Annotated in this window: 11 protein-coding genes; 6 read left to right on the plus strand and 5 right to left on the minus strand. The window is 54.8% G+C overall.

Annotated elements, in window-relative coordinates; all coding sequences use genetic code 11:
• Positions 1-78 precede the first annotated feature (78 nt).
• The gene (locus V6U78_RS00730; protein WP_405336102.1) at positions 79-522 is read left to right on the plus strand and encodes an RDD family protein; all 444 of its coding nucleotides are present in this window, start codon (positions 79-81) and stop codon (positions 520-522) included.
• 135 nt (positions 523-657) lie between these two features.
• Here V6U78_RS00730 and V6U78_RS00735 read toward each other — a convergent pair whose 3' ends face one another.
• Together V6U78_RS00735 and V6U78_RS00740 are read right to left on the minus strand one after the other, a co-directional pair.
• Positions 658-2,340, minus strand: coding sequence for a fatty acid--CoA ligase (locus V6U78_RS00735; RefSeq protein ID WP_405336105.1), 1,683 nt, complete (start codon positions 2,338-2,340; stop codon positions 658-660).
• A 60-nt stretch (positions 2,341-2,400) separates the two neighbouring features.
• Complete coding sequence (locus tag V6U78_RS00740; protein WP_405336108.1) at positions 2,401-3,546, minus strand: acyl-CoA dehydrogenase family protein; 1,146 nt, start codon at positions 3,544-3,546, stop codon at positions 2,401-2,403.
• A gap of 81 nt (positions 3,547-3,627) precedes the next feature.
• On the opposite strand from V6U78_RS00740, the gene V6U78_RS00745 reads away from it, so the two are divergent.
• From V6U78_RS00745 to V6U78_RS00765, 5 genes are all read left to right on the plus strand, one after another.
• On the plus strand, positions 3,628-4,641 hold the full coding sequence (locus V6U78_RS00745; RefSeq protein WP_405336111.1) for an AraC family transcriptional regulator: 1,014 nt from the start codon (positions 3,628-3,630) through the stop codon (positions 4,639-4,641).
• A gap of 87 nt (positions 4,642-4,728) precedes the next feature.
• Complete coding sequence (locus tag V6U78_RS00750; RefSeq protein WP_405336114.1) at positions 4,729-5,106, plus strand: metalloregulator ArsR/SmtB family transcription factor; 378 nt, start codon at positions 4,729-4,731, stop codon at positions 5,104-5,106.
• 50 nt (positions 5,107-5,156) lie between these two features.
• The gene (locus tag V6U78_RS00755; protein WP_405336117.1) at positions 5,157-7,709 is read left to right on the plus strand and encodes an efflux RND transporter permease subunit; all 2,553 of its coding nucleotides are present in this window, start codon (positions 5,157-5,159) and stop codon (positions 7,707-7,709) included.
• Between the two features lie 17 nt (positions 7,710-7,726).
• Positions 7,727-8,539 carry an outer membrane lipoprotein-sorting protein gene (locus V6U78_RS00760; protein ID WP_405336120.1) on the plus strand — a complete coding sequence of 271 codons (813 nt, stop codon included), beginning with the start codon at positions 7,727-7,729 and terminating at the stop codon, positions 8,537-8,539.
• 5 nt (positions 8,540-8,544) lie between these two features.
• Positions 8,545-9,903 carry a DUF1302 domain-containing protein gene (locus tag V6U78_RS00765; RefSeq protein ID WP_405336122.1) on the plus strand — a complete coding sequence of 453 codons (1,359 nt, stop codon included), beginning with the start codon at positions 8,545-8,547 and terminating at the stop codon, positions 9,901-9,903.
• On the opposite strand, the gene slmA is transcribed toward V6U78_RS00765, so the two are convergent.
• The 3 genes from slmA to V6U78_RS00780 are packed head-to-tail and all read right to left on the minus strand — an operon-like array spanning position 9,900 to position 12,875.
• On the minus strand, positions 9,900-10,529 hold the full coding sequence (slmA, locus tag V6U78_RS00770; RefSeq protein WP_405336124.1) for a nucleoid occlusion factor SlmA: 630 nt from the start codon (positions 10,527-10,529) through the stop codon (positions 9,900-9,902). The two genes, V6U78_RS00765 and slmA, sit on opposite strands and share 4 nt — an antisense overlap.
• 9 nt (positions 10,530-10,538) lie before the next feature.
• Positions 10,539-11,450 carry an acetylglutamate kinase gene (gene argB / locus V6U78_RS00775; protein WP_405336127.1) on the minus strand — a complete coding sequence of 304 codons (912 nt, stop codon included), beginning with the start codon at positions 11,448-11,450 and terminating at the stop codon, positions 10,539-10,541.
• Positions 11,451-11,495: 45 nt separating this feature from the next.
• Positions 11,496-12,875, minus strand: a complete 1,380-nt coding sequence (locus V6U78_RS00780) for a phosphomannomutase/phosphoglucomutase (protein ID WP_405336130.1) — start codon at positions 12,873-12,875, stop codon at positions 11,496-11,498.
• Positions 12,876-12,925 lie beyond the last annotated feature (50 nt).

Raw genomic sequence — 12,925 nt, forward strand, 5'->3', positions numbered from 1 at the left:
AAGACCTACAGACAACTGGCATCACCGACCCATGCATTGCAGACCATCGATTATTGATAAAGAGAGTGGATAAACCCTATGGCAAGATACTTTGATCATCTGAATGAGACCTATCCAGCGGGCCTGTTTCGTCGCTTGGCGGCCATGGTCTATGACCTCTTCTTGCTCGCGGCTTTGTTTGTGTTGGCGGGATTTATCGGGGTGGCTTTAACAGGCGGTGAGGCGAATGAGCATCCGCTGTTTAAAATCCTCGTCTGGATGGTGCCCTTCTTGTTTTATGGTTTTTTCTGGCATAAGACAGGCCAAACGCTGGGTATGCTGGCGTGGCGTATTCGGGTGCAGACGCTGGATGGGCAGCCTGTGAATCCGCGTCAGACCTTCTTGCGCTTGATTGGTGGGCTGCTGTCATGGAGCTGTCTGGGCTTGGGCTATCTCTGGTTGAAGTTTGATACTGAGCAGCGTACCTGGCCAGATTTGCTCTCGCGGACGCAGGTGGTTGTGGTGCCGCAACGCAAGGATTAATCTTCTTGGAAACGAGAATGGGCGTAACAAGAAGGATCGTAACAAGAAGGATCGTAACAAGAAGGGGCGTAATAAGAAGGGCAGCAGCAAAAAGGAGCAGACAGGCTGCTCCTTGAAGGTAAAAAAAGTGATCCGCTAGCTGGCAGCAGGATCAGCCGCTTTAAGCTGCTCACGGATTAACTTCTTGTTGAGCTTACCTACGCTGGTTTTGGGGATGGCGTCAACCAGCTCGATCTGCTCAGGAATCGCCCATTTGTTGATCCGACCGCCTTCCACTGCCTTGAGCAGGGAAGCCCGCAGTTGATCGAGACAGGGTGGGTGATCCGGTGTGCTGGCCACCACCAGTGCAGCAGGGCGCTCGCCCCAGCGCGCATCGGCGACGCCAACCACGGCCACCTCGGCAACACCCTCACACTGGCTGATCAGGTTTTCGATCTCTAAAGAAGAAACCCACTCACCGCCGGTTTTAATCACATCTTTAATGCGATCACGAATCTGGATAAAGCCGCGTTCATCCTGCACCGCGACATCCCCTGTATGGAGCCAGCCATCGCGCCATAGCTCTTCACTGCGTTCTTGCTCCTTGTAATAGGCTTGGGTCAGCCAAGGTGCACGCACCCGAATTTCACCGACAGTTTCGCCATCGGCGGGCACCAGCTGGCCTTCTTCATCGACCAGTTGCAGATCCACCAGTGGAACAGGCAGGCCAGTTTTACAGCGCCAGGGTAGCTGGGTATCAAAATCACTCTCTGCCAGATCCTTCGGCAAGACGGCTGCGGTCAGCAGCGGGCAGGTTTCTGACATGCCATAAGCGGTGCGAGTATCAATACCCAGCAGATGGGCTTTTTTGGCGAGTCCCTGAGGCAAGGCGCTGCCACCGATCAATACATGCCAGCCATCCAGTTTGATCTTGCCTGAAGCGATGGGTTCAGCCGAGACCACCATATTCAACAAGGTAGGTACGCAGTGAGATACATCCACCTTCTCGCTCACCAGCAGCTTGACCAGCATTTCTGGCTCATAACGACCGGGGTAGACCTGCGTGGCTCCCATAAAGGTGGCCGTGTAGGGTACGCCCCAAGCATGCACATGGAACATCGGGGTGATGGGCATGTAGACCTTGTTGCGATTCAGCAGCTCAAAGCCTGGCGTCTGGAAGATGTTGGCCTCGGCCAGTGTATGCAGCACCAGCTGGCGATGGGTAAAGAAAACGCCCTTGGGATTGCCCGTGGTGCCTGTGGTGTAAAAAAGCGTGGCCACGGCCTGTTCATCAAAGGTCGGGAAATCATAGTGGGTGGGTTGCTTGGCCAATAGGGTTTCGTACTCGCCAATCAAATTCAGGCTGGTACTGACTGGCGCAGGATGATCCTGACAAAGCAGATAGCCCTTAACACGAGGCAGCTGCTCAGCAAGGGGTTCGAGCTGGGCCAGAAAATCCTCATGGGTCAGCACAAACATATCCTCAGCATGCTCCATCGTGTAGAGGATTTGCTCAGGGGCCAGGCGCACGTTGACGGTATGCAGCACTGCGCCCAGCATCGGGATAGCAAAAAAACATTCCAGATAGCGATGGCTATCCCAGTCGAGAACAGCCACCACATCACCGGCTTTGACGCCTTGTTCTGTGAGCAGGTGCGCGAGTTGATGAACCCGCTGCTCAAATTGACGATAGCTCAAGCGGGTGATATCCCGATAGACGATTTGATTCTCACCGGCCATGCGCACGCTTGATCTGAGCAGATCACCGATCAGCAGCGGTGGATTCACCGCCGAAGGGGTGGAAGGCAGGATTTTGGGGGTGACGCGGTTCTGATCCATGAAGCACTCCGATGTCGAAGAGGGCGGCACCAGCTGAGCTGGGCCGCTAAAAAAGATAATCTAAGCTTTACCAAGAAGAGAGCGAGCAATCACTTCTTTCATGATTTCCGAACTGCCAGCATAGATGGTTTGCACGCGTGCATCGACATAAAAGCGCGAAATGGGATATTCGAGGGTATAGCCATAGCCGCCAAAAAGCTGCAAACACTCATCGGTAATGCGACATTGCATTTCACTGAGCTGGAGCTTGATGATGGCTGCATGGGTGCTGGTCATCTCACCTTGGCGATAAAGCGCAACACAATGGTTAAAGTAGGCGCGGGCCATATCGATTTGCGCTCGCACTTCAGCCAGCTTAAAGCGGGTGTTTTGGAAATCGCCAATACGCTGACCAAAGGCCTTGCGCTCTTGGACATAATCCAGAGTCAGTTGCAACGCGCCTTCCATAGCACCCAGAGCTTGAGAACCCACACCCAAGCGTTCACGCGGCAATTCCTGCATGAGATAAACGAAGCCCTGACCTTCTTCACCAAGCAGCGCTTCTTCTGGCAGGATCATCTGATCAAAAAACAGCTCGGCGGTATCACTGGCATGCTGGCCGATTTTTTTGATCGGCTTGCCGCGTGAGAAGCCGGGCAGATGGGTATCGACTAAAAACAGGGAGACGCCCTTCGCGCCTGCGCTGGGATCTGTTTTGGCACACACGATCACCATATCGGCCATCATGCCGTTGGTGATAAAGGTTTTGGAGCCATCTAGCTGCCAGCCACCTTCTACCTTTTGGGCGCGGGTTTTCATAGCCGCCAGATCACTTCCAGCGCCAGGTTCGGTCATCGCGATGGCGCTCATCACCTCACCGCTGGCCATGCGCGGCAGCCAGTGCTGCTTTTGTTCTTCATTGCCTAGGTGCAGCACATAAGGAATCACGATATTGGAGTGGATGTTGTAGCCTGTCGCCAAGCCGCCCAGCCCCCGACGCGCGATCTCTTCAATCACCATTTGGGTGATGCCAAAATCAGCGCCGGTACCGCCATAGTCTTCATCCAGATCAATCGCGAGCATGCCGTTTTCGCCCATTTTGAGCCAAAAATCCCGTGGTACCTGCCCAGCGGCTTCCCAATCGGCATAGTGGGGATCGGCTTCCTGCTCCAAGAAGCGGCAGGTCATATCGTAAAAAAGTTGGCTGGATTCATCATGTGTTGTCATGGTTTTTCTCTGCTATTGTGTTGTTTTCGGCCATACTAGGCCGCTATTCGGCTTCTCATCGGCTGTTTTAGGACAAAAACTATGCATAATCAGCCAAACTGGCTTTCTTCTGGCTTAGCTGTAGAGTTGGTGCATGCGCTTTTTGAGGGGGTGCAGTTGCCCGCCGCACGACGAAAAACCCTGTTGATGCAGGCGGGTATCGCCCCGCGTGTGCTCGAACAGCCGCAGAATCGTCTGCCACCGGCGCAGTTTGCGCGCCTATACCGCTTGCTAGTGCAGCTGTTTCAGGATGAAACACCGGGGTTTTTCTCACGGCCTCTGCGCCCAGGAACACTCAAGTTCATTGGCCTCTCTTTGTTGGATGCGCCCAACTTACAGGTGGCGCTGCATCGCTTTGCGCATCTGTTCAGCATCTTGCAGGATGATGCACGCTATGAAATTAAAATCCTCGATGATCAAGTTGAGCTGCGCTGGATAGAGTTGCAGGCACCGCAGGCGAGTCGTGAACTGGTCCATCAGCTGATGCTGCGCTTGATCCATGGTCTGGCCTCGTGGCTGATTGCAGAACCCCTGCCAGTGACCGAGGTGGCCTATGCCTTTGCACCGGCATCCAGCGTTGTTTTTGCCTTTTATCCGCAGGTGATGACCTACCATGCCCCCCTGAGCTGCCTGCGCCTGGCTCGTCGCCATCTGCAGGCACCGCTGCGCCAAACCAAGCGCGATTTACAGGCTTTTTTGCGCCGTGCCCCAGCGGATTGGCTGGATGTGGCGATGGATCAGGATCGGGTGGTGCATCAGGTGCGCGATTATCTGATGCGGATTAACCCCGCCGCCAAGGTGCCTGAAGTTGCGCAGAGGCTGCATAAATCTGTGCGTAGTCTGACGCGTCAGCTGGCTCAAGAGGGCGCGAGCTTCCAGCAGATCAAGGATCAGCTGCGTCGTGATCTGGCGATAGAGCAGCTAGGGCGGCGGCACCTGCCGATCAACCAACTGGCTGAGCAGCTGGGTTTTGAGACCAGTGCCAGCTTCTACCGTGCTTTTTTACGCTGGGAGGGCTGCTCTCCGCGTACCTACCGTCAACGCCTGCAAGGCTGATTTCAAGGCAGTGAATACTCTGGCGGACTTGCTTTCTATATTTAAGTATATTATAAATTAGGCAACTTAGTTTAAGTGGGTTGGCTTATGCAAGCAGAGTTAGATCTAGCGCAGATGCAGCAGCAAGCGCAACAAGCCAGTCGTTTGATGCAGGCCTGTGCCCATCCTGGGCGCTTGTTGCTCTTGTGTCAGCTGGCGCTGGAAGAGCTCAACGTGGGTGAGCTGGAGCAGCGGGTGGGTTTGCATCAGCCCAGCCTATCGCAGCAGCTGGGTGTGCTGCGTCGTGAAGGCTTGATTCGTGCGCGGCGTGCAGGTCAGCAGGTCTACTACCAGCTACAAGATCCCCGTACAGCGGAACTTTTGCGCAGCCTCTACCGTATTTTTTGTACTCCGATGCCAACCTCTCCTCTGCCCGCTGGGCCAAAGAGGGAAGGAGCAGCACCCAAAAAAACAGATCACAACTGAATACAAGCCTTGGAGAAAGACAGATGGGTCGGTCGATAGCAAATTGGTGTATGAACCACACCCGCAGCGTTTTTATTGTGATGCTGCTGGCGGTGTTGGCCTTGGGCGCGATGATTCCGCGGATTGTGATTGATACGGATCCGGAGAATATGCTCTCTGCTGAGCAGCCAGATCGCCTGCGTCACAATGAGATTCGGGCCACCTTTGGCCTGCACGATATGCTGGTGGTTGGGCAGGTCAATACTGAGCAGGGGATCTTTAATCCGGCTTCTTTGGCCGCCCATTATCAGCTGACGCGCGCCATCGAGCAGATGGAGGGCGTGATTGCGGCAGATCTGATGTCGTTGGCGGCAGTGGATAATGTAGAGCAAGCTGGCCCCGGCACCATCGCTTATGATTGGTTGATTCCTGAAGCACCGCAGACGCAAGCCGAAGCCGATCGTATCCGTGCTGCGGTAGAGCGCCTGCCGATGTATCTTGGCACGCTGGTGTCTGAAGATGGCCAGGCGGCCGCGATTTTTGTTCCGATTGCCAGCAAGGATATCAGCCATCGCATTGCGCAAGAAATCCAAGCCGTGGTGGAGACCTTGGATGTGAGTGATGCTTTTCATATCACGGGTCAGCCAGTGGCGCAGGATACCTTTGGTGTTGAAATGTTCCAGCAGATGGCGATTTCAGCCCCCCTCGCTGGTTTGGTGATCTTTCTTGCCATGCTGTATTTCTTCCGTAGTTTGCCGCTGGTTGTTGCACCGATGCTGCTGGCGATGGCCACGGTGATCACGACCATGGGTCTGCTGATTGGTCTGGGCTATACCGTGCACATCATGAGTTCGATGATTCCGATCTTCTTGATGCCGATAGCGGTGGTGGCCTCAGTACATGTGCTGTCGAATTTTGCTGATCGCTATCGCCCTGGTGATGATCCCAAGCAGGTGATGGGGGCTGTGATGGAGCAGCTCTTCAAGCCAGTGCTGTTTACCAGCCTGACCACGGCGGTGGGTTTTCTCTCGCTGCTGACGACTCCTATTCCTCCGGTACAGGTGTTTGGTGCTTTTATCTCCTTTGGTGTGTTGATCGCGCTGATCTTGACCCTGTGCTTTATCCCAGCCTATACCGTGGCCTTAAAGCGTGAAACGCTGGATAAGATGGCAGAAAAATTCCGTGCCAAGGAAGAACAGGCCGCCGCGCAGGATGCAGAGAGCCTGCTCAGTCGCCTTGGTCGCCTACCCACCCGCGCACCGCTTGCGGTGGTGGGCGCGGTAGTTGGTCTGCTGCTGGTCTCTGGTTATGGTATTCAGCAGATTCAGATTAACGATAATCCCACCCTGTGGTTTAAACAGGATCACCGCATTCGTGTCGCCGATCAGGTGTTAAATGCGCGCTTTGCGGGCACCTATGAAGCCTATCTGGCTTTCAGATCGACTCAGGCTGAAGCGCAGTTGCAGCAGCTCAATGAGCAGGCCAACAGGCTTTTTGCTGAGGCTGAAAGACAGGGTGTCATGCTGGATACCCGCTGGGAGGCGCTCTGGCAGGCAACAGAAAACGAACCCAATCTGGGTGCGCGTTTAGAAGCCCTCGCCAGTGAAATCGATGATCAGCTCTTTATGGTGGATGCAGATGCCCAGGCCGTGTTGGAAACCCTGCTGGATGCGGTTGAAAGCACACGCAGTCAGACACGGGTGTTCCAGCAGCCAGAGGTCTTGGCTTATCTGGATGATCTTAAAGCCCATTTAGAAGAGCAGGGCTTGATCGGTAAGGCCAACTCCTTAGCGGATGTGGTGAAAACGATTAACCGTGAGCTGGTCAGCGGTGATCCTGTGGATTATCAGCTCCCGCAGACCGCGAATGGCGTGGCACAAACCATTCTGAGCTTTCAATCTTCGCAACGCCCAGATGACTTGTGGAATTTTGTCACGCGCGATTTCACGCAAGCCAGCATGTGGGTGCAGCTGCCCAGTGGTGATAATCAGGTGATGAGTCGGGTGGTCGAGGCCGTTGATGCCTATATTGCCGCTCATCCTCTGCCAGCTGGCTTAGAGGCAGATTGGGGCGGGACCACCTATATCAATTTGATCTGGCAGGGCGAGATGGTCGAAGGCATGCTCTGGGCGCTCTTCTCAGCCTTTATTGTGGTGCTAGTGATGATGGTGGCGCTCTTTCGTAACCTGTGGCTGGGTCTGCTGGCGATGCTGCCACTGACCATCACCATCGCGGCCATCTATGGTGTCATGGGCTTGATCGGTAAAGACTTTGATATGCCGGTGGCGGTGTTGTCATCGCTTTCGCTGGGCTTATCGGTGGATTTTGCGATTCACTTTATTCAGCGGCTGCGTATGGCGTTGGAGACCACCGCTGGAGATTGGCAAGCCGCGATGGCACTGGTTTTCCAAGAGCCTTCACGCGCCATAGTGCGCAATGCGGTGGTGATTTCGGTGGGCTTTCTGCCGCTGTTGGCCGCGCCATTGGTGCCCTATATTACGGTTGGGATCTTCTTGGCGAGCATTATGGCCACTTCGGCACTGGTGACCCTCTTTGCGCTCCCTGCTGTGATCAGCCTAGCCCCGCGTGCCTTCTTGGGTGCGCAGGTTCACTCTAATTCTTGATTTGTGAGGTGAAAACCATGCGTGAGATTTCAGTTACTCGTCACCTGCCGCGTTGGTTGGCAGGGGCAGCGTTGGCGGCCTTGATCAACCCACTGGCCTTGGCAACTCCGACGGCGCAAGAGATTGTCGAGCGAGCCAATCAGGCGTCCTACTATGCTGGGCGTGATGGTCGCTCAGAGGCCAGAATGCGCATCGAAGACAGTCGTGGGCAGACCCAAACGCGCCAGTTTACTGTATTGCGACGCAATGTGGATCAACAGCGCCAGCAGTATCTGGTGGTGTTTAGTCGCCCCTCAGAATATCGCGACACGGCTTTTTTAGTGGAGAAGAACCCCGCCGCTGAGGATGATCGTTGGTTGTATCTGCCCGCGATGGATCTGGTGCGCCGTATTGCCCCCGGCGATAAACGCACGAGCTTTGTCGGTGCGCACCTCTTTTATGAGGACATCTCTGGTCGGCACTTGGATGATGATACCCATGAGCTGATTGACACCACTGAACAGCATTATCTGATTCGCTCCAGGCCCAAAGATCCACGCTCCGTTGAGTTTGCCTTCTTCACCACTTGGATTGATCGTGAGCATCACCTGCCTTTGCGTGTGGAGTACACCAACGCCGCGGGTGAGGTGTATCGGCGTATGGAAAGCTCAGGTATCGAGGTGATTGATGGTTATCCCACACCCACGGTGATGCGTGTGCAGGATCTGGCCTCGGGCGGCCACACCATCGTGCAGTTTCGCGGCATCAGTTATGACTTGGATCTGCCCGCCAATGTCTTTACTGAGCGCAGCCTGCGCCATCCCCCCAGCCAGTGGTTAGAGCGGAGATAAGTCTGATGGTTGATTTCACGCAACGCACCCCGCTGATTGCGGCTGGCCTGCTACTGGCGCTGTGCGCTCCACCCAGCCTGGCCGATGATTGGGCCAGTGATTGGGAAGACGATGGCTGGGCGGATGAAGAGTGGGACGAGATGCCCAGATCGCGCCTGCCTTTTACATTGCATGGCTTTGTTGAAGCGGCCGCTGGGGTGCATCTCCAGTCGAACCCCGAAGTGAAGGAGCAGATCGATCAGCGTTGGAATCTGGCCGAAACCCGCCTCCAGCTTGAACTGAATGGAGACTGGCAGCAGGTCAGCTATCGTGTGCGCGGTGATCTGGTCGCCGATGGTGTTGAAGATGAAGTGCGTGCGGAGCTGCGCGAGGCCTTTTTCAGCACCAGCACTGGCGCCGTGGATTGGCGCGTGGGCCGACAGGTTCTGACCTGGGGAACAGGGGATCTGTTGTTTATCAATGATCTGTTTCCCAAGGACTGGGCGTCTTTTCTGATCGGCCGTGATGAGGACTATCTGAAAGCGCCTTCAGATGCGCTACGTACCACTTGGCATGCGGATGCGCTGACGGTTGATCTGGTGTGGACGCCGGTTTTTAACCCAGATCAGTATGTCGATGGGGGGCGTCTGTCCTATTTCAATCCACAAACTGGAGCCGCCAGTGCTGAATCTATTTCTGATCTCAGTCGTGAGCCGCGCTCCTTCCCGAGTGATGGAGAGCTGGCGCTGCGTTTGGCAACACGGATTGATGGTCGTGAATTTGCCCTCTATGGCTATCGAGGCTTTTATCCGCAGCCGGATGATGCACGGGCTATGCCGAGCGGAAAGCTCGAACATCCGCGCCTGAATGCCTATGGCGCGAGTGTGCGTGCTCCGCTGGGAGCGGGTTTGATCAATGCTGAGGTGGGCTACTATGACTCAGTCGATAATCGCAGTGGTGATCAAGCCGGTGCGCTGCCGAACTCTGAAGTGCGTTTTTTGGTCGGCTATGACTGGGAGCTGATCACCCATTTGAATGTGGGTGTGCAGTATTACCAAGAATGGACGCAGGATTTTGATCAGCTTGAGCAGGCGATGGTGGCGAGAGGCAACCCTTCAGATTGGGCCGGCAAGGAGCATCGGCATCTGCTGACCGCCCGCCTGACCTACACCCAGATGCGTGGTGATTTGGTCTGGTCCTTGTTTGGTTTTGCCTCACCCAATGAGCAGGATTTTTATCTGCGTCCCAGTGTGCGCTATCGCTACTCAGATGCGCTGACGCTCAGTACAGGCGCCAACCTCTTTGGTGGGCGTGATGACTTTAGCTTCTTCGGTCAGTTTGAGGAAGACAGTAACTTCTGGGCCAGAGCAAGGTATCGTTTTTAACCCGCCTGCTGCTGGATTGGCTCCACCACCAACCCTTTGGCCAGATGCCGCCACTGAATCGGCCATTCATGGGTTGGGGTGCGCTTAAAGCCACTGCGCACAAACTGCACGATACGCCCCTCGACCAGCGCCACCAGCATACTGGCGGCGGCAGTGGTGGGCAGGGCAACCTTCTTGCCTTCACGGATTTCAGTTTCACGCAGGATCTGCTTGATTTGCACCTCAAGCCGTTCATAGATGCGCGCAATGCGCTGGCGTAGGTGATCACTCTCTCCGAACAGGGCATCGCCGGTCAGCAGGCGGCACAGGCCGGGGTTGTGTTCAGCAAAGGCCAGCAACAGCGTCAGCACATGCTCGCAGCGCACTAAGGTGGCCTGCTGTTCTTTCAGAATCAGATTGATGCGCGAGAACAGACTTTCCTCAATAAAATCGATCAGGCCTTCATAGATCTTGCCCTTGCTCGAAAAATGTCGATACAAGGCTGCCTCAGAGACGCCGACTTCCTTCGCCAGTGACGCTGTGGTGATCTTGCCGCCTTTTTGATCTTCCAGCATACGCGCCAGTGCTTGGAGGATATCCTCACGGCGCTGCGTTTTATTTTTGCGTGGTGTCTGTTGCTCGCTCACGTCTGCCTCCTATTCGCTGGTGCTCGCGTTGGGCTGATCGGTAATCAGCGTGCCAACCCCCGCATTGGTGAAGATTTCCAGCAAGGTGGCATGGCTGACGCGTCCATCAATAATATGCGCGGTTTTGACACCGTTTTTAACAGCCTCTAATGCACAGTTGATCTTGGGCAGCATGCCGCCATAAATGGTGCCATCTTCGATCAGCGCATCAACCTGTGCGGTGGTTAGGCCAGTCAGTACCTTGCCTTCCTTGCTTTGTAAGCCAGCCACATTCGTCAGCAGAATCAGCTTCTCAGCCTGCAGAGCTTCGGCAATCTTGCCAGCGACCAGATCGGCGTTGATATTGTAAGACGCGCCTTGATCATCCATGCCAATCGGGGCGATGACGGGGATAAAATCACGGCTGGCAAGCATTTCAATCAAGGCGCTATCGATCTTCTCGACTTCACCAACATGGCCGATATCAATGATTTCAGGCGCGGTCATCTCAGGGGTTTTGTGCTTCACCTTGAGCTTGCGCGCTTTAATCAGTTGGCCGTCTTTGCCGGTGAGGCCGATGGCTTTACCACCAGCGAGGTTGATTTGGGTAACGATTTCTTTATTCACCAAGCCGCCGAGCACCATCTGCACGACATCCATCGTCTGGCCATCCGTGACGCGCATGCCATTGACAAAGTGAGACTCGATATTCAGACGCTTGAGCAGCTCACCAATCTGTGGGCCACCGCCGTGTACCACCACTGGATTAATGCCCACTTCTTTGAGCAGAACCACATCGCGGCAGAAGGAATCGATCAAATCGTCTTCTGTCATCGCATTGCCGCCGTATTTAATCACCAGCGTCTTACCAGAAAACTTCTGAATATAAGGCAGGGCTTCAGATAAAACCTGCACAGTAGTTTGGGGGTCAGTCACGGCCATTCTTGTCTCCATCGTTGCGTCTGCGCGTTAGTCAGGCTGCTTAAATTAAAAATCGAGTGTGAGCTGCGGGTCGAGTGCTTGTAAAGCGGTGCGAAAACACTGGCTGATGCGTGCCAGCGCTTCGGGTGTTTTGCCCTCAAAGCGCAGGACCAGTACCGGCGTGGTATTGGAGGCACGGCACAGCCCCCAACCATCGGCATAGTCAACGCGAATGCCATCCAGCGTGGTGCGTTGGCCTTCACCAAAATCGCCTTCTGCAGCCAAGCGCGCAACCAGATCAAACTTAGTCTCATCTGTCACTGTGACATTGATCTCAGGCGTGCTCAGATCCTGAGGATAACGTGCAAAGAAGGTGTCGGCATCGTCTTGCTGTGCGGCGAGAATCTGCACCAAACGTGCGGCAGCAAACAGGCCATCATCAAAACCAAACCAGCTTTCTTTAAAGAAGATATGGCCGCTCATTTCACCAGCCAGCAGCGCACCGGTTTCTTTCATCCGCGCTTTGATCAGTGAATGGCCGGTTTGCCACATCTCTGGCTCGCCACCAGCGGCTTGAATCACGCGTCCCAGATTGCCAGTGCACTTCACATCATAGATGATCTTGGCCCCTGGGTGCCGACTGAGCAGATCTTCGGCCAGTGCCATCATCAAATGATCGGGGTAGATCAGCGTGCCTTGCGGCGTGATCAAGCCCACACGGTCGCCATCACCATCAAAGCCAAGGCCGAGGTCCGCTTCTTCTTCCTTCACCTTATGAATCAGATCTTGCAGGTTTTCAGGCTTGCCGGGATCAGGGTGATGATTGGGGAAGTGGCCATCAATCTCAGTAAACAGCTCGATGACCTCACATCCCAACTGGCGCAGAATCAGTGGGGCGAGTTCGCCTGCGACACCATTACCTGTATCGACAACGACCTTCAAAGGGCGCTGGAGTTGAATGCGCTCTTGAATCGCTTGGGTATAGGCTGCTTTGATGCAGGTTTGTTTTTCAAAGCCTTCACCTGTGGTGAAATCTTCTTCTTGGATACGACGATAGAGGTCACGGATGGCCGCACCCGATAGGGTATCACCAGCCAGTACACACTTGAGGCCATTGTAGTTAGAAGGGTTGTGGCTACCGGTGAGCATAATGCCGGAGCGGGTGCCTTCAAGATAATGGGTCGCGAAGTAGAGCACCGGGGTGGGAACCATGCCGATATCAATGACATCGCGGCCACTGGCGAGCAGACCTTCTTTAAGCGCTTGAATCAGGTTGGGGCCAGAAAGGCGGCCATCGCGCGCGACCACCACGGTAGATTCGCCACGGGCGGCAGCCTCTGAGCCCAGTGCTTGACCGATCAGGCGCACGCCTTCTTCAGTCAGGGTGTCGTTCACAACGCCACGAATATCGTAGGCGCGAAAAATAGAAGAAGAGAGAGAAGTCATGCGTGCATCCTGTCAGTCAATCAAGAAGTGATAAAGCAACGAGTCGGTTG

Origin of the sequence: Marinospirillum alkalitolerans, assembly GCF_045055655.1 — a bacterium.
GTDB classification, from domain to species: Bacteria; Pseudomonadota; Gammaproteobacteria; order Pseudomonadales; family Halomonadaceae; genus Marinospirillum; species Marinospirillum alkalitolerans.

Coding starts and splice junctions, on each gene's coding strand:
- V6U78_RS00780 (WP_405336130.1), bottom strand. CDS start 12,875: ATGACTTCTCTCTCTTCTTCTATTTTTCGCGCCTACGATATTCGTGGC.
- V6U78_RS00765 (WP_405336122.1), top strand. CDS start 8,545: ATGGTTGATTTCACGCAACGCACCCCGCTGATTGCGGCTGGCCTGCTA.
- V6U78_RS00735 (WP_405336105.1), bottom strand. CDS start 2,340: ATGGATCAGAACCGCGTCACCCCCAAAATCCTGCCTTCCACCCCTTCG.
- argB (WP_405336127.1), bottom strand. CDS start 11,450: ATGGCCGTGACTGACCCCCAAACTACTGTGCAGGTTTTATCTGAAGCC.
- V6U78_RS00730 (WP_405336102.1), top strand. CDS start 79: ATGGCAAGATACTTTGATCATCTGAATGAGACCTATCCAGCGGGCCTG.
- V6U78_RS00740 (WP_405336108.1), bottom strand. CDS start 3,546: ATGACAACACATGATGAATCCAGCCAACTTTTTTACGATATGACCTGC.
- V6U78_RS00755 (WP_405336117.1), top strand. CDS start 5,157: ATGAACCACACCCGCAGCGTTTTTATTGTGATGCTGCTGGCGGTGTTG.
- V6U78_RS00760 (WP_405336120.1), top strand. CDS start 7,727: ATGCGTGAGATTTCAGTTACTCGTCACCTGCCGCGTTGGTTGGCAGGG.
- V6U78_RS00745 (WP_405336111.1), top strand. CDS start 3,628: ATGCATAATCAGCCAAACTGGCTTTCTTCTGGCTTAGCTGTAGAGTTG.
- V6U78_RS00750 (WP_405336114.1), top strand. CDS start 4,729: ATGCAAGCAGAGTTAGATCTAGCGCAGATGCAGCAGCAAGCGCAACAA.